The sequence below is a fragment of the Shewanella sp. CAL98-MNA-CIBAN-0140 genome (assembly GCF_040309905.1).
GTDB lineage: Bacteria > Pseudomonadota > Gammaproteobacteria > Enterobacterales > Shewanellaceae > Shewanella > Shewanella psychromarinicola.
In genome coordinates this window covers 44,742-64,877 of record NZ_JBEOPI010000006.1, presented here as the reverse complement: position 1 = coordinate 64,877, position 20,136 = coordinate 44,742, and the positions used below count along the sequence as shown (strand labels likewise).

The window sequence follows — 20,136 nt, the reverse complement described above, 5'->3', positions numbered from 1 at the left end:
TAGCTCAATGTTTGACTATTCACCTTCCATTGATAGTCGTTGATGCAACACAAGCACTTTGCGGTTCACTTATGCATTGGTATAGTAGCCAACCTAATGTAAATTTGGCTGAAGGTTTTATTATGATTGTTATTACGGGCGCGAGCAGCGGCTTAGGCGCTGCACTGACTCAACAATATGCAGCAGAAGATCATACCCTGTTGATCACTGGTCGCAGTGAGCAAAAATTAGCGGATGTAATGGCCAGCTTGACTCCTCTTGAGCAAGTTAAGGTGCAGACTCACGCAGCAGACTTATGTGTGGCAGAAGAGGTCAGTGATTTATTTTCGCGTTTATCAACGCCACCAAGCAGCGTGATCCATTGTGCTGGTAGTGGTTATTTTGGCCCAATTGAACAGCAAACGCCGCAAGCTATTAATCAGTTGATCAACAACAACCTAACTTCAAGCATTCTGGTATTACGAGAGTTGGTAAGTCGTTATCGCGATCACAAGGTCACGGTTATCGTGGTGATGTCGACCGCAGCGCAAGCAGGTAAAGCCAATGAGTCAACCTATTGTGCAGTAAAATGGGCGGTTAAAGGCTTAGTTGAATCGTTGCGATTAGAATTAAAAGATAGCCCGATGAAATTAATTGCGGTATATCCAGGAGGAATGGCAACAGACTTTTGGCAAACTAGTGGCAAAGACATTAATACCTCAAGCTTTATGACCGCAACAGAAGCCGCCGCCATGCTCAAACAAGCCTTAATAGCGACAGAACATGGTTATGTCTCTGACATCACCATTAACCGAGGTTAATATTCCGTTAATTAGTTAACCTAAAGTAGAACGAACGGTTTATTATCCCAAGTTAACTGCTAGTGATGTTTTTGAGTTTGGGTTTATTTGGGTAAAAATGGTTTGGTTGACCAATACCAGCAATATATCCACCCTGCGGGCGCAAAAATAACGTTTAACACTATGGCGTAAAAACCAACTAACGGTAAATTAGGGGTTTTACCTTTGGCAAACTTTAAGGTAAAGAACACCACAACCAAGGTTAAAACGAAAATAATTTGACCAATCAATGTGGCATTTAAATTCATGATGTTACCCTTTTAACCATCAAGCCCGTTATGCTGAAATAGCAACGACGTTGCTGATGATACCTCATATTAGATTATTGATAAGGCTACTACAATGTGTAAAAAAGTCGTCGTAATACTGCTGTCGATAAGCCTTGTTCTGGGCTTGTCAGCTTGCGCTGAATTAAAACACACTGGCAAAGAAATTGGTCACACCACCAAAAAAGTGACCACTGCAATCGGTCACGGGACCCGCGATACCGTCAAGGCCATTGGTCACGGAACCAAAGAAGTCATTAATGACATAAAAGAAGATGACTAAACCCTGTCGCTTTATATCATCAAAAAGCCGTTAATGCTGGGCATTAACGGCTTTTTGATTCATTGAATGATTCATTGAATGATTCATTCAATAAATCAATCTTTAGTGATGGCGATGTTAGTGCTTGCAATGCTCGCTGTGCACATGGTCATCATCAGTAAATTCACTATCGCTAGCTTGGTTTTGCATTACGCCCCAACCATCAGAAATACCGTCAAACTCTTGCGCAAAGCTATTTAACTCAGTTTCTTTGGCAACAAGTGCTGCGTAATCAGGTACCATTTGCAGGCAAACAATCACTTCCCACTTAGTGCTTTCTTCATCAAAGTTAACCTCAAGCTCACCTTGCATGTCGGTTTGACTTAATGCTTCTAACGCCGATTCGGCATCACGTTGGTCATCAAACACTAAGAAGAAATCTACTTCTATTGATTGAGTAAGGTCAATACCGGCATCAGCCATTGCAGCCAACATTTGGCCATTATCATCGTCTGGGAATTGCATTTATCAATCCTTAGTCTGCAGGAACAATTTCAATTGTCGCGTCATTGAACGAAATTATATCGCCAACAACACACTTTTTACGTTTACGAGTATCAACGTCACCATTGACGGTAACTTGACCTTCAGTAATGACATGCTTTGCTTCGCCACCGCCGTTCACTAAACCGAGTACTTTTAGTACTTTGTACAGTTCTACGAATTCATCACCTTGAAGTAATGCAAACGCTTGAGTTTGAGTCGTCACAATAATCGCCTTTTAATCAAAATATGCTGGCTATTATAGCCTATGCCAGTTTAGCAAGCATCAAGCATTTTGAATGGGCTACTAAACGCATATTGAAACCCTAATTGATGACTGATTAATTGACCGTCGATAATTTTGCTTGGCTGTTGCTGCTGATTAAACTGCGGGGCAATTAATCCAAGATGCTCGGCGGCGGCAGCATAAAACGCTCCACGAGTAGGATGTTCATTTGCTGTGAGATTATAAATCGGTAACGTATCCGTACGAGAAAGGATCAAGCTAACGGCTGCAATACAGTCATCTAAATGCACTAGGTTAACCGCTACATTAGCGCCGCTAACATCGGTTTTACCCGCAAAAAAACGTCCCGGATGACGCTTAGGTCCAACTAAGCCTGAAAATCGCACAACACAGCTATTTGCCATTGCTGAAAATATGGCTTCAGCTTGCAATAAGGTGTGACGGGTATCATTAAATGCGCCAGCATCTTGTTCGGTTACCGTTTGATTTAGCGACGGATAGACCCCAGTGGAACTGATAAAAATAACTTTTTGATATTGGCGTTCACCCATCAAATTTTTCAACTGGGTTAAATAGCCAAGATAGTCAGTTTCACCTCGTCGCAGTCCTGGCGGTAAGTTAATCACAATGGCGTCAGCATCGAATAAAGTCGCCTTTTTTACCTGGGTAGTCACATTCGCCAAATCTAATTGATAAGCCTCAATACCAGCTTGCTGTAATTGAGCTAAATCATCAGGATGACGTTTTGACGCTTTAACCTGAAAACCTTGTTTCATTAATTGTGTGGCGAGCGGAAAACCAAACCAACCGCATCCGATAAGGGTAATTGTGTTCATCTATCCTCAATATTACTTCGTTAAGTCTTAATGATTGAAGTTATTGAAGTAAAAGCTGATTGGACTATTAACTTGCAATGTTTTCATTGCCCCATCAGATAAGTCATCTAACTTTACAACTTCTTTCACTTGGACATCTTCATTAATTAAAAATCGAAAGCTAGGCTCTGCACCGCTGACATTACAAGACCACACATGTGGCTGCTTGACATCGGCGGTAGTCATCATCACCTTCGCGATGCTGTCGTCAGTTAAGCGCACTATAGTGCCAGGTGGATAGATACCTAAAATTTTGACTAACACCGAAATCAAATTATCACTGTGTTTACTACTGTGAGTTTTAAATAAAATACCCAGTGCAATTTGCGGAGTCTGGTATTGGTGTAATAAGGTTTCATAGTCATTGGCTAATGACACTATTTGGGTGGTGAGTAAAATGTTGGCTTCAGTCAAATGATGAGGATAACCACTGCCATCAATAAACTCGTGATGATGCAACACAATGTCTAACATAGCGTCAGGAAATAACCCCGTCCGCTTAAGCATCTCATGGCCAAAATTAGGGTGCATTTTTAAAAAATTACTTTCATGATCGCTTAACTCACCACGCTTACGCCTGATAACATCAGGCACTTTGAGTTTACCGATATCGTGAAACAAGCTGCCTAATGCAACGTCACGGACATCTTTTTTAGGCAGTGATAATGTGTGGCCAATCATCATAGAAATAACCGCGACTGAAATACCATGTTGAGTCACACTCACATCCGTCTCACCACTGCTCACTAAGGTTAAGTGAGGGGTTTCGCTTTCATACAAATGTTCAACTAAATCTTCGACTAACGTAGCAGTTTCACGATAAGCGCCTTCGGGATCACTCACTATTTTACCAAATCCCGTTCTGATATCATTAACTGATTTCAAAAATCGCTGTTGACTGACTCGGATACTTTTTTTAGCCAATGGTCGATAATCAATGTCTTGATTAACGACTTTTTCGGGCTGTTCAATTTCAACAGGAACATCAATTTTAGGCAGTAAGTCATGCCCATCAACCAGGTACACAAATGACACATCGAGACCTTTGATCATCTCGATTTGAATTTGTTGTTCAATCTTAACTTTACTGCGAAAAAAAGGATGGCTTGTCCATGACAAAGGCAGCTTAACGGTTAACCCGATAACCATTTGCGATACAGGTATTTGTGTTAATTCGACTTTAGCCAAAGTATTGATCCTTTTCACATTCGCCACGTTATAGCTAAGATGATAATGTCATTCTTACACTAACATTTTCAGTAATAGAGTTATGTGTATCAAGGCCTTACATCTTTACCTTTTGGATCACAGTTAATATAGAGCATTTATACCAAGCCGTACATTGTTTAGTATGTTACTTGATCTCGTCATCAGATGAGGTTTCAACTTTTACTGCGGTATCATCTGCTGTCCAGTCGGCAAAGTAGTAATATAACCTCTTTGATTTAAACACATAAATGACTGACCAAAATAGAAAAAGTGCATCAATCGAATAGCTAATTTTAAACAAATAGTCATCGTGCACCATCCGCTGAAATAAAAATAGTCCATCAACAATGAGTAATCCCCATAACAACCAACCACTATATCGAAATAAAGGCATTAATATCGGCCAACTGCGTTTACGCTCGGCAATAATAAGTCCATAAATCAACACCGCACCGACACCGGTAATTAAGGCCAATATAAAATCGCTTTTTTCAGGATAAAACAACCGAACTAAACCTGATCGATCATTAAACTGGGTCAAGGATGCAATAAAAATACACCAGCCACGGGCTAAGAAAACCAAGATCAAATATAAAAACAAGGGTGGTTTTATGTGGCCGCGATCATCAAGCCAAGTAATATTACTAAAATTCACAATAAACTCTTATCGGCGGCCACAAGTATAAATTAAGCATCAATATCATCAGCATTAGTTGGATGCATTCAGTAAATCCAGCAAACCTTGTTCATCTATCACAGTAACACCCAACGCCTCTGCTTTTGCGAGCTTAGAGCCAGCAGCCTCACCCGCGACAACACAATCGGTATTTTTAGATACACTGCCGGCTACTTTTGCCCCTAATGCCTGTAAGCGTGCTTTGGCGTCATTGCGATTAAGTTGCGTCAATGTACCGGTTAACACCCAAGTTTGACCTTTTAGGCTCAATTGCGACTCATCAGCTTTTTCTATTACAGGCCAAGTAATTCCGGCGTTAAGCAGCTGCTCAATCACTTCAATGTTATGGGACTGAGCAAAAAATTGACGGATATGTTTTGCCACAATTTCACCCACATCTGCCACTTCAAGTAATTGCTCGACACTGGCATCGCAGATCAGCTCAAAATCGGCAAAGTGTTGTGCTAAGTTGGCAGCAGTAGCCTCGCCAACTTCACGAATGCCTAAACTATATAAAAAACGCGCCAACGTGGTCGTTTTAGCCTCTTTAATAGCAGCGACAATATTAGTCGCTGACTTCATTGCCATGCGATCTAACATAGTGACAGTCGAAGGCGTTAGCTTAAATAAGTCTGCAGGGGTTTTAACCAATTCTTTATCGATCAGTTGTTCGACAATTTTGTCACCCATGCCGTCAATATTTAATGCTTTACGGGAGGCAAAATGTTTAATGGCCTCTTTACGCTGAGCTTCACAAAATAATCCTCCACTGCAACGCGCTGTGGCTTCGCCCTCTAAACGCTCAACAGTACTTTGGCAAACAGGGCAGTGATCGGGAAAGATTATATCTTGAGCCTCATCGAGACGTTTTTCTGGAACAATCGCGACAATTTGCGGGATCACATCACCGGCGCGACGAATAATCACGGTGTCGCCAATCTTAACGCCTAAACGGGCAATTTCATCAGCATTGTGCAAGGTGGCATTAGACACAGTTACGCCACCGACAAATACAGGTTTGAGACGGGCAACCGGAGTGACAGCGCCCGTTCTACCTACCTGAAAATCAACCGACTCTAACAGGGTCATTTCTTCTTGTGCTGGGAATTTGTATGCGATGGCCCATCGAGGTGCTTTGGCTACAAAGCCCAGAGTCAGCTGCTTAGCAATGTCATTGACCTTAATCACCACACCATCAATTTCATAGGCAAGCGCACTGCGCCTGGCCATAATATCAGCATAATACGCGTATACTTTATCGACTGAATCAGCCACTTTTACTTCACTGCTGACCGGGACGCCCCATTGTTTTAATTGAGACAACTGGCCAAAATGGCTTGTTTGCATCGGTTGTGATTCACCTTCCACCACGCCTAATGCATAAGCATAAAATCCTAGTGCGCGTGCAGCGGTAATTTTACTGTCTAATTGGCGTAAACTGCCTGCCGCGGCGTTACGCGGATTAACAAATACTTTGTCGCCTTTACCGATTTGACGCTGGTTTAACGCCTCAAATGCCGCTTTGGGCATAAACACTTCACCACGAACTTCAACTAAATCCGGAAATCCTTCACCACGTAATTTAAGTGGGATGGATCTAATTGTGCGCACATTTTCAGTAATATCTTCACCCACACTACCATCACCTCGTGTTGCTGCGCGTTCAAGAACGCCCAAACGATAGGTAATACTCACCGCGAGACCATCGAGTTTAGGTTCGCAAACATACTCAGTGCTATCGACTTTATCGATAATACGCTTGTTAAATGCCGCAAAATCAACTTGCTCAAACGCATTGTCGAGGCTTAACATCGGTTTAAGGTGGGTAATTTGGGAAAATTTTTGTAAGGCCATCCCACCGACTCGTTGGGTCGGTGAATCTATGGCTTTACATTGCGGATAGTCACGCTCTAACTCAGTTAAGCGTTTAATTAATCTATCGTATTCAGCATCGGGTATCGACGGAGCATCATCAACGTAATAGCGAATATTATGTTGATTAATAGTGTGAGTCAGTTGATCCATTTCAGTTTGAATAGCGTGCATTGTGGTATCCGTCATACGAGTTGTAACCGTGATATTCTTGATAAAGAGTAAAGGCATAAAACAATTAAGGCCGCTGCTGCGGCCTTAATAAAAATATCTACCTACGCCGCATTCAGTCGTCGTAGATAATCTTTTTTGGTCTCATCTGACCAAGGTTGACGTTGTCCGTCTAATAATTGGGCACCGAGATCATCGGCAATTTGATAGGCCGAGTTCAGCATTATGGTAAAGTTCATTAACGGATCACCATAACAAGGTAATGTCATAAATAACACCACGCCTTGAGTGACAAACTGCTCCATTTGATCTGGGTCAAAGATGCCAGGTTTTAACATGTTAGCGAGTGAAAACAGCACCTTGCCCGTGCCGGCATTATCAATGTGGCGATGAAAAATATCCATCTCACCGAATTTAAAATTAAGCGATAACAAGCTTGGCAGTAATTCTGCTCCCTGAATTTGCTCACCTTCTTTAGCAACAATATGCAGCACTAATACATCGGTAGGCTCAGCAAGTTCATTAACAGGCGCATCCGCAGGCGGATTAATGTTAACGCTAGGGTCAACTTCAGTATCAACTTCAGCATCAACTTTAGGCACTGCAGCTTGCCCCGTTGGCTTAATCGGATCCGGTTTGGTTACAGTAGGCTTACCTGTGTAGCTTTCTAACTTGGCCGTACTGGTTGAAGGATTAAATATCTTTTTAGGGGTGTTCATTGACACGTTTGCAGTGGGTTCGGGTTGAACCTCATCGTCAACAAATAACGCTTGTTGAGTGGGGTGCGCCGCTTTAGGTTCAACATGGGCAGGCTTAGACTTTTTAGGATCAGGCTGACGCAACGAGTCACGTAGTGGAGTGTCCGATAACCTAGCCTCGCTCGGATTGGATTTTTGGCTTAACTGGGTCTTAAGTATCGGCTTAACAACGGGTTCTTCAATGTCATCTGATTTGCGCACGCGCACTTTACCAATACCATCTGCGTCAAAACCTTCAGAGTCTGTACGTTCAGCTTGGTCTTTATAAAATCCAGCCATCGGACTTTGCTTCATTGATTTAGGTTGTTGTTTACGAATCGACCAAAAACCGTGCACTAACACCGCAATAATTGCGATTGCGCCTAATACGAACAACACAAGTTGTAAATCTTTCATTAGATTCCCTGTCTTCCTAATTTATACCGCGTCAGCCATGGCGACGGCGGCTTCAATGTCCACTGCGACTATCCTTGAAACGCCAGGTTCATGCATAGTAACGCCAATAAGTTGATCAGCCATTTCCATTGTTATTTTATTATGACTGATATAAATAAATTGCACACTTTGTGACATTTCTTTCAGTAAGCGACAAAAACGTTCGACGTTGGCGTCATCCAAAGGTGCATCGACTTCATCGAGCATACAAAAAGGTGCTGGATTCAGTCTAAAAATAGCAAAGACTAATGATAATGCGGTTAACGCTTTTTCTCCACCACTTAGTAAATGTATGGTGCTATTCTTCTTACCTGGCGGCTGTGCCATGATAGTAACACCCGTTTCGAGCAGGTCATCACCGGTTAATGCCAAATAAGCCTTTCCCCCGCCAAATACCTTTGGAAATAGTAGCCCTAAGTCATGGTTTACCGTTTCGAATGTGGCCTTAAAACGGCTTCGGGTTTCTTTGTCTATCTTACGGATAGCGTCTTCTAAGATCGCTAACCCTTTATTTAAGTCGTCGTCTTGACTGTCTAAATAGGCTTTTCGTTCTCGTTGCGATTCAAATTCTTCAATGGCGGCAAGGTTGATGGCACCTAAACGTAAAATGTTTTGTTTTACTTTTTCAAGCTGTTGCGCCCAAACATCAACAGATGCATGTTCAGGGATTTCGACAATGACTTGTTGTAGCTGAATTTGCTGTTCTTGCAGCAATTGCAGCTGCGCATTCGCCTGCCCTTTTAAGCCCTCACGACGTAACTTTAACGTGCTTATCGCTTGAGTCAAGTCTTGTAACACTACAAGCTGTTGTTTTTGCATCAATACTAAACTGTCTAAGCTAGTTTGAAGCTCTGCTTGTTGGGAACGATTTTGTTGTAATTGTCGCTGCAGGGCTTGCTGTTGCTCAAGAGCATGTGCCAGTTGCGTTGATAATTGGCTTAAATGATGTTGACCTCGTTGTTGCTGATTGTCGAGCAACATTTGTTGTAGCTGAGATAATTGGCTTGCTAATTCTGTCTGTTTTTCATGTTGTTGCTTTAATTTCTGCTCGCTTAATGCATGTTGGGTGGCATGTTGTTGCACTTGTGTTTGCTGCTGCTTAACACGATTAGCAGCATCACCGCGAATGGCTTTGGTTTCACGTAACTGAGCTTGACTCGTTTGCCAAGCTTGCTGGGCAACGTCGTGTTGATTCATCGCCAGTAACAATGCATCTTCTTGGGTCGAGACTTGTTCTTCAAAGACCTCTACTTGCATTTTTTTATCGCATATTTGCTGTTCGAGCTTGGCGATTGATTGACTGCATTGTTGTTGTTTATCGCGTTTTTCAACCATTTGCTGAGTTAAACTGGTCACTAACGAGTGCAGTTTTGTTTGTTGGATCTGTAACTGATGACAGCTTTGTTGGCATTGACTCAGTGCCACCTGAGTTGACGTGGCGATATGGGTTAACGATGTTAACGCTTGTTGAGACGATGACAGCTGCTGCTCAAGCACGGCTGATTGCTGGCTTAAGCTTAATCGTTCTTGGCTTAGGACAATCGCCGATTGCCCAGACTGAGTAGGGTTAAGTACAAAACCATGGCCAATCAACAAGCCTTCTTGGGTGGCAATATATTGATCAGATTGCAATGTCGGCAATATCGTTTTTGCTTCACGGACACTCGACGCCCACACCACTGTTTGTAACCACGGCGCTAAATTTACCGGGGTCGTTAATGCGGGATAAACCACTTGATGTTGCTGTTCAAAACCTACTAATGGTTCTGTAACACTTAACAAGGATGTTTGGTCCAGCGCTAAAACAGGTAATTGACTTAATCCTTGTAAGACGTTGTCGACGGCTTTTTCCCAACCTGGCACCACCTCAATTACTTGCCATAATTGTTGGCCATCATCTTGGGTATGATCCGCAAGCAGCTCATCAATAAATTGCAATCGTGAATGATGATGAGTCACCGATTGCTTTAGTGTTTGATAAGTATCGCTAGCTTGAGTCACGCCCTGCTGCTGCTCGATTAATGAGAGTTCAAGCTGACTGTGTTGCAGCTGTTTATCATTGAGTTGTTGTTCAATACTGGCTAATTCTGTGGCACTGCTTTGCAACTGTTGTTGCCCATCTTGTTGGGTTAACGCCGCCAGTTCAAGCTGTGATTGTGATAAATGCTGCTGGTCTTGAAGTAAACTTTGCTGCTGGTGACTGAGGGTTGATTGGCTCAGGGCTAACTGCATTTTATTGGCGGCTAAGGTTTCGGCATACTGGGTTAACTGACGTTGCTGAGCATCAAACGTCTCTTCAATAGCAAAGACTTGCTCATCGATCTGCTCAAGCGCCTGACTCGCCTGTTCATAAGCGGGTTGATGAGTATTAACTTGCTCAACCAATCGCTGATGAACATGGTTCATATCGACAATCTTATCGTCAGCTTGTTGGATCTGCTGCTGTAATAGTTGAATTTGTTGCTGCAACTGGGTGTCTTGTTGCTGCTGATGTGCAAGCTGTTGCTCAAGTTTGCTCATGGTATTACCGGTTTGGTAATACTGTTCAACCAGTTTATGTTCGGCATCACTGAGTTCTGCCAATTGCTGTTTCAGCTCGATAACACTGGTATCTGCTTGCTGCGCGGTCTTTGCTAACGCTTCAGCCTTGAGCTCACGTTCAGCGGTTTCGGCATCGAGTCTGTCGGTTTGCAGCAACAGTTGTTGATATCGCATAACCAATAGTTGGCTATGTAACTGGCGTTCACTATTTTTTAATTCTCGATACTGCAGAGCCGCTGTTGCTTGTTGCGATAATTTGTCTAACTGGGTACCGAGCTCAACCCGGATATCATTTAAACGTTCGAGGTTTTCACGGGTATGACGAATTCGGTTTTCGGTTTCTCGGCGGCGCTCTTTATAACGAGAAATGCCCGCAGCCTCTTCAATAAACACTCTTAACTCTTGAGGTTTAGATTCGATTAAGCGTGAAATGGTACCTTGCTCGATAATGGCATAGCTACGCGGCCCAAGGCCAGTGCCCATAAATAAGTCGGTAATATCTTTTCGACGACATTTTTGGCCATTTAAAAAATAATTTGATTCACTATCACGATTAACTTGTCGTTTAACCGAAATTTCTTGATAACTGGCGTACTGGCCAGTGAGCCTTCCCTGAATGTTCTCGAACACCAGTTCGACACCCGCAACAGAAATAGGCTTACGTGCCGATGAGCCGTTAAAAATCACATCGGTCATAGAATCGCCACGTAGTTGCTTTGCCGAACTTTCACCCAGCACCCAGCGCACGGCATCAATCACATTGGATTTTCCGCAGCCATTAGGGCCGATAATTGCCGACAAGGCATTATCAAATGGGATTTTAGTTGGGTCTACAAACGACTTAAATCCAGCAAGTTTTATGTGTTTTAATTTCATGTTGCCAGTTCAGGTACGCTATAAATGGAAAAAGCAGTTCACTTTAGCAATTGAGATCCATTTTGTAACGATTTTTATCCTTTAGACACCGTTTATCACTTGTTTTATTGCGCTAGGCTGGTCAAAATCAATTATATAAGTCACAGAATAGGCAGTCTTAATGGTCAGCAATTCGAAAATCGGTAACAAGAGTGGTGTAAATTATTTTATCCAAGGGTTTCAACTAATTAAACAACCGGGATTACGCTCATTTGTTTTTATTCCACTGATGATCAATTTAGTCTTATTTGCCTCCGCGATGTATTTTGCGCTAGGACAATTAACAGAGCTATTTACATGGATGGATAGTCAACTTCCAGAATATCTAAGCTGGTTGAATTTTCTGTTGTGGCCATTAGCGGTATTAACGATGTTAGTGGTGATGTCATTTCTATTTAGCTCAGTGATGAACTGGATTGCGGCACCTTTTAATGGCTTATTGGCCGAAAAGGTAGAACAACACCTCACAGGGAAAAGCTTAAATACCGGTAACTCCGTCGATATGATTAAAGATTTACCGCGTATTTTTGGCCGAGAATGGATAAAACTTAAATACTACTTGCCACGAGCATTATTGTTTTTAGTCTTATTTTGGTTACCTATTGTCGGTCAAACCGCAGCACCCATTTTATGGTTTATATTTACAGCATGGATGATGGCGATTCAATATTGCGACTTTCCATTTGATAATCATAAAGTCAGTTTTGATGACATGAAATTTGCTCTGAGAAATACCAAGGGGTCTAGTTTTAGCTTCGGTGCTACTGTGACACTGTTTTCAATGATCCCCATTGTTAACTTTGTCGTCATGCCAGTCGCCATTTGTGGTGCAACGGCAATGTGGGTCGATAAATATCGAGAGGCCTATAAAAATAACGCTATCGCCCCAGACTAATCCATAGAGGGCGAATCTATAAAAGAATAGCCCAAAGCGTCATCGCCTAGATTGCACAGCCTAAGCCCAATGCCTAGCATCGGGCTTTTTCATTATATCCCCCGCACTGATTTAACATTCCGAGACAATTTTACGATACTTTAATTCCCGTTGGGCCTAGGTGTTAATGTCTTTTTTACGCCACTTTTTGCGACAACTTTTTGCTACAACTGTCTGCGATAACTGTCTGCAATAATAAAAATGAAAAAGAGTAGCCAACAATAATAGTGATCAACGATTTAATCCCAGCTAACGGCTTACTCCAGATAAACGACCTTACACTGGCTGTAGTATTGAGCCGTTTCCCCCTTTACCGCGTTGCCAGCTTCTAACCAGCCGTTTTATCTCACATACCCACCATCGATGAAGACATTGAATTTAATGGCGACGTTAATGGATCGGTATGGCAACAAGCCTTAAATAACCTCAATGGTGGATAATAAAGGTTATCAAACAGCGCTTTGTTCAATAATCGTTCTGGTATCGACTGACCGTATGCCAGCTATTGATGTATCAATTGGCCTTGTTAGCAAAACACAGGGCAAGTTTGATATTGCAGACTTGAAATAAACTCGTTGTTAACGATTTATCTCATCTTTTATCAGACTTGAAGCTAAATACAAAAAGGCCGTTGATACTTAAGAATCAACGGCCTTTTTGTGTTTCTCTGATTAAAAATAGCTTATTGAGAAACGACTGTCATGTTTAGCTTTAGACAAATATTCATCCGCGCGCTGTTATTCATCCGCTCATCCGCGCGAAGCAATGTGCGTGCAAATGTTTCATTACTCATGATAGACACGCCACAGTTAAATGAAATAAACACATCTCCAGCACAATTCCCCATGGGATTGTTGCCACATTGCGGTCTACATTTATTGACCTATGTGCTTGCTTTAATGGTCTCTAAACCTTTAAAAACAATAACTATGCCTTATTGATTATTCCTAACACTACCAAAACACTCGACATATCAGGTGATATCCACATAGAATCCAAAATCCTCAACAAGCATATGCGTTAATATTTTGGTTATAGTGGTGCTATCGTCTTCAATCAACACTCACAATATATTCAGCTTTATTATCTAGAACTCGAGTCAATTAACACTTCTCAAGTACAATACTACCTATAGAGTAGCCTGCACCAAATGAGCACAACAAGCCCAGATCACCCGTTTTAAAGTCTTGATTGAATTTATGAAAAGCAATAACCGATCCCGCAGAAGCGGTGTTGGCATACTCGTCCAATATGATAGGCGCTTGAGTGGGCTCAACATTATCACCAAGAAGCTTCTTCACCACAAATAAATTCATGTTTATATTGGCCTGATGAAGCCATAGACGCTTAAATTCTTCAGGTTTTATTTGCTCGTCGCTAAATTGGGCATCTAAATGTTGGTAAATCATCGGCAATAATTCTTTAAATACTTTGCGGCCTTGTTGATGAAACAATTTATCAGCTGTGGTCGCATTTTCAGGATCGCAGCGATTAACAAAACCAAAATTACTGCGGATATTGCTGGAATAATCCGTTGCACAACGGGTAGACAATACGCTAAAGGCATGAGTAGATGTCGATAATTCATCGCGTTCAACCACCACCGCGGTGGCAACATCACCGAAAATAAAATGACTGTCACGATCACGGAAATTGATTTGCGGTGATGTTAATTCAGGATTGATTACCAGTACCCGATTAGCGGTTCCGCCTCGAATTGCATCAACGGCATTCACAATCGCAAAAGTAGCAGATGAACAAGCCACTAACATATCGTAAGCAAACCCTTTGGTGCCCATGGCTTGCTGGATCTCAATCGCAATGGCCGGATAGGCTCGCTGAGTATAAGCACAGGCAACAATCACTAAGTCGATATCTTCAGCCGTTAAGTTTGCTTGTTGTAATGCTTGTTTCGCGGCTTCAATGCCCATTTCTGCTTGCATAGACAAGGATTCAGAAGGCTTATCAGCAATTAACGGCATCATGATGTTGGTATCGAGAATACCTTCTTTTACCATGACATAACGGCTTTTGATCCCAGAGGCCTTTTCGATAAACTGACTTGAAGAATACGCCAAGGCTAGCACTTTTCCAGCCTCAATATCTGCGGCATGCTGTTGATTAAACTGGTCAACATAACTGTTGTAACTGTTAACTAATTCGTCGTTAGATACACTGTAAGGTGGTGTATATAAACCACTTCCTGAAATCACAACTTTATTCATTTTACTCTACCATTTTTAGTGAATGAGTTAGCGAAAGCTCATCTGCGCCAGACACATCGACATCAATAAATCGATCTGTTTTATTGAAGGTTTGACAAGCACTTATCAATATCATGACTCGTCAATTGGGTGGCACGACATAGAAACATTTTGCTGATTAACGCCATTCTAGTATTTTATAATTTATTCTTGGCATACTAAATTAAATTTCTCTAATGGTCAGACCATTAAAGGAGGCTAATTCGACTCAAAAGGCTATTAAAGCGCCGCAAACAGGATATTTAGAATAAATAGGCTACCATTAATAACTAAAAAGAATAAGGCAGAACAAACTTTCACTTCTAAATCCTGCTGAGCAGATTATGATTAGATAATGCAAACATAGGAGCAAATAATCCATGAGCAAAATTTTCGAAGATAATTCATATACTGTGGGCAACACACCGCTGGTTCGTTTAAATCGCGTCAGCAATGGCAGGGTGTTAGCCAAAGTAGAAGCTCGTAATCCAAGCTTCAGCGTTAAATGCCGTATTGGCGCTAACATGATTTGGGATGCAGAAAAAAAAGGTCTATTAACCAAAGATATTGAGTTAGTTGAACCTACATCGGGTAACACAGGTATTGCACTTGCTTATGTTGCTGCTGCACGTGGTTACAAATTAACCTTAACCATGCCAAATACCATGAGCTTAGAACGTCGTAAACTGCTTAAAGCTTTAGGTGCAAACTTAATCTTGACTGATGGCGCCAAAGGTATGAAAGGTGCCATTAATAAGGCTGAAGAAATTCGCCAATCGGCACCTGAAAAATACTTGGTTCTTGGTCAATTTGATAATCCTGCTAACCCTGAAATCCACGAAAAAACCACAGGTCCAGAAATCTGGAATGATACCGATGGTGAAGTGGATGTATTTGTCGCCGGTGTCGGTACTGGTGGAACATTAACCGGTGTAAGCCGTTATTTAAAAGCACAAGGCAAGACTATTACGTCTGTGGCGGTTGAACCGGTTGACTCACCTGTAATTGCTCAAGCATTAGCTGGACAACCTATCCAACCTGGTCCTCATAAAATCCAAGGTATTGGTGCAGGCTTTATTCCAGGCAACTTAGACCTATCCATTATTGACCGCGTTGAAGCCGTCACTAATGATGAGTCAATTGAGATGGCTCGTCGGTTAATGAAAGAAGAAGGCATCTTAGTCGGTATCTCTTCTGGTGCCGCTGTTGTTGCCGCGAACCGTATCGCTGCATTACCCGAGTTTGCAGACAAAACTATTGTGGTTATATTGCCTTCTGCTGCAGAACGTTATTTATCGACTGTATTATTTGCTGGTGAATTTAACGACAGTGAAAACGTGCAGTAATGTCAGTTGTTTGAATAATCGTTGCTTAACGGATCAATCTAATAACAATGATTATTGATTCTTTACATTATTAGTATTTAGTCGATGCCAGCATATTGCTGGCATTTTTATTTCAGCAATTCACGTTATAAACCGAGTGTGTTGCGAAAAGTGGAATAAATCAAACGATTTATTCCGTTAAGTCAAGAGTCTCCGGGTTATATAAAAAATCACAAAAAACATATAAATATTCACACTGTAAAGAGAAATTCACGGCCAATAAAATTAAAACTTATTGTTTGTAACATAATGCTAATATTCTCCAATTACACATAAATAGATTTTAAATAGGTTAAAACGGTGATTTACTTCAAAAAAAATCATAGATTAAATTTTTTCATCTAAAAATTAAAAATAATTTACAAACAAATTATTAACAATTTCATTTTTACCTACTTAAATACAAATCAAAAAACCTACAATCCTAAAACAAAGTCGCACCAATAATGAGCACGCCATTAACAACTTGGAAGATTACCTTTTAATTTCACACACATGTTGCCGCTTGTTATTCTTATTGTTAATAATGTGACTATTAATTGTAACCACCAACTCGATACTCACTCGGCTAAACCAATATTGTTTTTTTATTTAGGTATGGTTATATCAATAGTGGTGTAACTTTGTTTCATTTTTATATTAAAAATGATCTGAATGATTACCTCATAATAAAAACATTTCTGGGAGTGATAAAATGCAAGTTAATTCACATTTAGCCAAAGCAATTCGCTTTGCGCTAATCAGTGGCGTTGCTGTTTCAGCAGCGACCACATTCAATACCTATGCTGAAGACGTTGCTAATACAGCGTCGCCTGTAGAAAGGATTTCAGTAACCGGTTCACGTATTATTCGCGAAGGCGCTGTTGCACCAACACCGGTAACCGTCATTACCGGCGACGAATTATTATCAACGGGTGTGACCAATATTGGCGAAGCCTTAAACCAGTTACCTGCGCTAGGTAATACTTATTCGCTCGCCAATTCTGGCCGCTTTATCGGTACTTCTGGGCTTAACTTGCTCGATTTAAGGAGCATGGGTACCGCCAGAACACTTGTGCTGGTGAACGGTAAGCGTCATGTATCAAGTTCTGCGGGTACTTCATCTGTCGACATCAATACCATCCCAAGTGTATGGATCGATAAAGTTGAAGTGATTACCGGTGGTGCATCAGCCATTTATGGTGCCGATGCGGTAACGGGTGTGGTTAACTTTATTTTAAAGAAAAATGTTAATGGCTTAGACGTATCCGCCACCAAAGGTTGGGCGGATGATAGTGGCCATAACAAAGATCGTTTTTCATTATCTTATGGTACTAATTTTGCCCAAAACGATGGTAATGTTGCCTTTGCCGTTGAATACAGTGCCCAAGAGCAATTGAGAGCGTTTGACCGTGATCAGACGTCGACTGCTTTTACGAGCCTAGCAAATTCAGATCGTATTACCGATAACAATGACCCTAGCGATCCAGACAAGATCTGGACACCTAATGCGGGACACTACACCATTAGTAATGCGGGTAACGTTAATTTAGATGGTTGGAAGAGCTTTAATCCAGATGGTTCTCTAACAAATGTTTATTCAGGTCAAAATGTTGATGGCATTCGTTGTGCTGATTGTGATTTCACCAATTTAAACCAATTTGTTGAATTACAGCCAGAATTTGAACGTTATAACATTAACTTTAAAACTAACTATCAGTTAAATGATAACCATAACGTCTATTTTGAAGCTAAATACGTTAACAGCCAATCCACCGATGAAGGTCAACCTGCATTCTTCTTCGGTAACCCGGTTAACGATGTCCAAATTGATAATGCTTTTATCAATCCGGAACTGGTTGCGTTAATGAAAGCAAACAAAGATAGCGATGGTAATGCTGCCCCATTAGACTCGATTAATGTTCGCCGCTTTATGACTGATTTAGGTGTGCGTATTGAAGATGACACCCGTGAAACTCAACGTTATGTATTCGGCCTTGAAGGCTTAGTCTTTGATGATTGGGATTACGATGTTTATGCCATTTATGGTCAAACCGATCTAGAACGAGTTAATAAAAACAACCTAGTCTATGACAACTACAGCAACGCCCTTGATTCCGTGCTCGAAAACGGTGTTGCGGTATGTCGAGATCAAACGGCTAGAGATGAAGGCTGTGTCCCAGTCAACATCTTTGGTTTTGGCGCGCCAAGTCAAGATGCTATCGATTATATTAATACCACGTCAACAGGTACATCGATTATTAAGCAAACCGTATTAGGTGGGACATTAACAAACTCATACTTATTTGAACTACCAGCGGGTTATGTTGGTTTATCTACTGGTGTTGAATACCGTAAAGAAGAAAGTGAAGTCTTTGAACCTGACAATGCCGAAGGTACTTTCTTTAATGCATTAGGCGAAGATAAAGGTGATTTTGATGTCAACGAAATCTTTGCTGAAGTCACGCTTCCTTTGCTCGCCGATTTACCTATGGTTCGCCAGTTAGACCTAGATCTTGCAGTGCGCTATGCTGATTACAGCACCATTGGTAATGCGACAACGTGGAAAACAGGTTTAAGCTGGGAAGTCGATGATCAACTCAGACTTCGTACCACATACTCAGAAGCCATTCGCGCCCCCAACATCAGTGAGCTTTATGGCTCAGCAAGCCAAAATTTCTTCAACGTGAATGATTCTTGCCGTGCTAAAAACTTAAATGACCTAGCCGATCCAACCCTACGCCAAGCCAATTGTACAGCATTGGGGATCCCAGCTGGTTTTGATGCTGACTACGACGATAAAACCCTTGAAGGGTTAAGTGGTGGTAACCGCGAGCTAAAGGCCGAAGAGTCAAAAAGTTATACTTTAGGGGTTGTTTATCAACCTGATTATATCGATGGGTTATCAATCACCACTGATTATTGGAATATCGAGATCGAAAACGCCATCAGCGCCGTTGGTGCTCAGGATATTATCGATCGATGCGTTGATTCGCCATCAGGTGTGGATAACGAATACTGTAGTTTGATTACTCGTGACGCAACCAGTCACGAAATTACTCAAATTAGACAATTCTCGTTAAATATTGCCTCGCTTGAAGCGGCTGGTATCGACTTTGATATTGGCTATATCTTTGAAGCCTTTAATGGTGATGTTCGCACGAACCTGATTGCGACTCGTCTCCTAAAACGTAAAGATTTCTCATTCCAAGATGAGCCTGATACATTTGAGGAACTTGCAGGCACGGCAGGCTATGCTGAATGGCAAGCAAACTGGAGCCTAGGTTACTCAATTGATAGCTGGGATGTTAACTGGAGAACGCGCTATGTTGAAGGTGTGAGCCTTTATACCGATAAAGAATTAGCATTAAACGCCAATCCTAACAGCAACATGGAATTTAGCGATTACTTTATCAGTGATGTCGCAGTTACCTATAACTTTGACTCGGGTATCAAGTTGAAATTTGGTATCGACAACCTGTTTAACCGTGACTTACCTTACGGCTATACTGGTACAGATACTACCAGCTCAGCTTACGATAACGTCGGCCGTTTCTTCCATACGACCGCGACCTATAAGTTCTAAGCGGTAGGTTGATTGGTTGGTTAAAAACGGCATCTTAAGATGCCGTTTTTTATCTACTCATTATCTCAATAGTATGCGCAAAAAAGAAACCGCAAAGTGGCCAACACACCTGGCATCAGTATTGGCATTGATAACGGCTGAAATAACGACTAACACAATCATCAGTCACACAATTGATATTAGCGATTCAAATTTATCCGCTCAATTTACGATGATAATTATTTATACCCAAGTTTGGATAATACACTGTCATCAAGCAATCCTTTGTCTTACTAAGCTCCTTGTATTGACTTGCCATAGTGCCACTATGAACACGGCTATTAACACGGCTATTAACACGGCTATTAACACGGCTATTAACACGGCTATTAACACGGCTATTAACACATTAATACGCCTT

At 41.5% G+C, this 20,136-nt stretch carries 15 protein-coding genes; 5 read left to right on the top strand and 10 right to left on the bottom strand.

The features are described from left to right. Positions 1 to 122 precede the first annotated feature (122 nt). A complete protein-coding gene (locus AAEY93_RS04775; RefSeq protein ID WP_124011783.1) occupies positions 123 to 800 on the top strand; it encodes an SDR family NAD(P)-dependent oxidoreductase in 678 nt (225 codons plus the stop codon). An 83-nt stretch (positions 801 to 883) separates the two neighbouring features. Here AAEY93_RS04775 and AAEY93_RS04770 read toward each other — a convergent pair whose 3' ends face one another. Next, positions 884 to 1,087 (bottom strand): hypothetical protein, encoded by a 204-nt coding sequence (locus AAEY93_RS04770; RefSeq protein ID WP_101032130.1) that lies wholly within the window; start codon positions 1,085 to 1,087, stop codon positions 884 to 886. 94 nt (positions 1,088 to 1,181) lie between these two features. On the opposite strand from AAEY93_RS04770, the gene AAEY93_RS04765 reads away from it, so the two are divergent. Beyond that, complete coding sequence (locus AAEY93_RS04765; protein ID WP_101032131.1) at positions 1,182 to 1,388, top strand: hypothetical protein; 207 nt, start codon at positions 1,182 to 1,184, stop codon at positions 1,386 to 1,388. Between the two features lie 117 nt (positions 1,389 to 1,505). Here the strand turns inward: AAEY93_RS04765 and AAEY93_RS04760 are convergent, their stop codons facing one another. The 8 genes from AAEY93_RS04760 to smc all read right to left on the bottom strand — a co-directional run bounded on the left by AAEY93_RS04760 (position 1,506) and on the right by smc (position 11,570). Next, positions 1,506 to 1,892, bottom strand: a complete 387-nt coding sequence (locus AAEY93_RS04760; protein WP_124011784.1) for a ribonuclease E inhibitor RraB — start codon at positions 1,890 to 1,892, stop codon at positions 1,506 to 1,508. Positions 1,893 to 1,902: 10 nt separating this feature from the next. Then, a complete protein-coding gene (locus AAEY93_RS04755) occupies positions 1,903 to 2,136 on the bottom strand; it encodes an RNA-binding S4 domain-containing protein (protein ID WP_101032133.1) in 234 nt (77 codons plus the stop codon). A 50-nt stretch (positions 2,137 to 2,186) separates the two neighbouring features. Further along, on the bottom strand, positions 2,187 to 2,993 hold the full coding sequence (locus tag AAEY93_RS04750) for an SDR family oxidoreductase (protein WP_351075217.1): 807 nt from the start codon (positions 2,991 to 2,993) through the stop codon (positions 2,187 to 2,189). Between the two features lie 27 nt (positions 2,994 to 3,020). Continuing rightward, positions 3,021 to 4,220, bottom strand: a complete 1,200-nt coding sequence (locus AAEY93_RS04745; protein ID WP_124011786.1) for an HD-GYP domain-containing protein — start codon at positions 4,218 to 4,220, stop codon at positions 3,021 to 3,023. A gap of 166 nt (positions 4,221 to 4,386) precedes the next feature. Next, a complete protein-coding gene (locus tag AAEY93_RS04740) occupies positions 4,387 to 4,896 on the bottom strand; it encodes a DUF2919 domain-containing protein (RefSeq protein ID WP_101032136.1) in 510 nt (169 codons plus the stop codon). A 54-nt stretch (positions 4,897 to 4,950) separates the two neighbouring features. Next, positions 4,951 to 6,963, bottom strand: a complete 2,013-nt coding sequence (gene ligA / locus AAEY93_RS04735; RefSeq protein ID WP_124011787.1) for an NAD-dependent DNA ligase LigA — start codon at positions 6,961 to 6,963, stop codon at positions 4,951 to 4,953. Between the two features lie 101 nt (positions 6,964 to 7,064). Next, entirely contained in the window at positions 7,065 to 8,114 is a 1,050-nt protein-coding gene (gene zipA / locus AAEY93_RS04730; RefSeq protein WP_101032138.1) for a cell division protein ZipA, read from the bottom strand. 21 nt (positions 8,115 to 8,135) lie between these two features. Further along, positions 8,136 to 11,570: a chromosome segregation protein SMC gene (smc, locus tag AAEY93_RS04725; RefSeq protein WP_351075213.1), complete on the bottom strand. Its 3,435-nt coding sequence runs from the start codon at positions 11,568 to 11,570 to the stop codon at positions 8,136 to 8,138. Between the two features lie 160 nt (positions 11,571 to 11,730). Here smc and cysZ point away from each other — a divergent pair, with 160 nt between their 5' ends. Then, positions 11,731 to 12,504 carry a sulfate transporter CysZ gene (gene cysZ / locus AAEY93_RS04720; RefSeq protein ID WP_101032140.1) on the top strand — a complete coding sequence of 258 codons (774 nt, stop codon included), beginning with the start codon at positions 11,731 to 11,733 and terminating at the stop codon, positions 12,502 to 12,504. A 1,142-nt stretch (positions 12,505 to 13,646) separates the two neighbouring features. Here cysZ and AAEY93_RS04715 read toward each other — a convergent pair. Further along, positions 13,647 to 14,768 carry a beta-ketoacyl-ACP synthase III gene (locus AAEY93_RS04715; protein ID WP_101032141.1) on the bottom strand — a complete coding sequence of 374 codons (1,122 nt, stop codon included), beginning with the start codon at positions 14,766 to 14,768 and terminating at the stop codon, positions 13,647 to 13,649. Positions 14,769 to 15,166: 398 nt separating this feature from the next. Here AAEY93_RS04715 and cysK point away from each other — a divergent pair, with 398 nt between their 5' ends. Both cysK and AAEY93_RS04705 read left to right on the top strand, forming a co-directional pair. Next, entirely contained in the window at positions 15,167 to 16,132 is a 966-nt protein-coding gene (gene cysK / locus AAEY93_RS04710) for a cysteine synthase A (RefSeq protein WP_101032142.1), read from the top strand. A gap of 733 nt (positions 16,133 to 16,865) precedes the next feature. After that, entirely contained in the window at positions 16,866 to 19,736 is a 2,871-nt protein-coding gene (locus tag AAEY93_RS04705; protein WP_351075210.1) for a TonB-dependent receptor domain-containing protein, read from the top strand. Positions 19,737 to 20,136 lie beyond the last annotated feature (400 nt).

What these genes read in the sequence shown, in the direction of transcription:
- AAEY93_RS04775 (WP_124011783.1), top strand. Translation starts at nt 123, where the DNA reads ATGATTGTTATTACGGGCGCGAGCAGCGGCTTAGGCGCTGCACTGACT.
- AAEY93_RS04715 (WP_101032141.1), bottom strand. Translation starts at nt 14,768, where the DNA reads ATGAATAAAGTTGTGATTTCAGGAAGTGGTTTATATACACCACCTTAC.
- zipA (WP_101032138.1), bottom strand. Translation starts at nt 8,114, where the DNA reads ATGAAAGATTTACAACTTGTGTTGTTCGTATTAGGCGCAATCGCAATT.
- ligA (WP_124011787.1), bottom strand. Translation starts at nt 6,963, where the DNA reads ATGCACGCTATTCAAACTGAAATGGATCAACTGACTCACACTATTAAT.
- cysK (WP_101032142.1), top strand. Translation starts at nt 15,167, where the DNA reads ATGAGCAAAATTTTCGAAGATAATTCATATACTGTGGGCAACACACCG.
- AAEY93_RS04750 (WP_351075217.1), bottom strand. Translation starts at nt 2,993, where the DNA reads ATGAACACAATTACCCTTATCGGATGCGGTTGGTTTGGTTTTCCGCTC.
- smc (WP_351075213.1), bottom strand. Translation starts at nt 11,570, where the DNA reads ATGAAATTAAAACACATAAAACTTGCTGGATTTAAGTCGTTTGTAGAC.
- cysZ (WP_101032140.1), top strand. Translation starts at nt 11,731, where the DNA reads ATGGTCAGCAATTCGAAAATCGGTAACAAGAGTGGTGTAAATTATTTT.
- AAEY93_RS04705 (WP_351075210.1), top strand. Translation starts at nt 16,866, where the DNA reads ATGCAAGTTAATTCACATTTAGCCAAAGCAATTCGCTTTGCGCTAATC.
- AAEY93_RS04760 (WP_124011784.1), bottom strand. Translation starts at nt 1,892, where the DNA reads ATGCAATTCCCAGACGATGATAATGGCCAAATGTTGGCTGCAATGGCT.
- AAEY93_RS04765 (WP_101032131.1), top strand. Translation starts at nt 1,182, where the DNA reads ATGTGTAAAAAAGTCGTCGTAATACTGCTGTCGATAAGCCTTGTTCTG.
- AAEY93_RS04770 (WP_101032130.1), bottom strand. Translation starts at nt 1,087, where the DNA reads ATGAATTTAAATGCCACATTGATTGGTCAAATTATTTTCGTTTTAACC.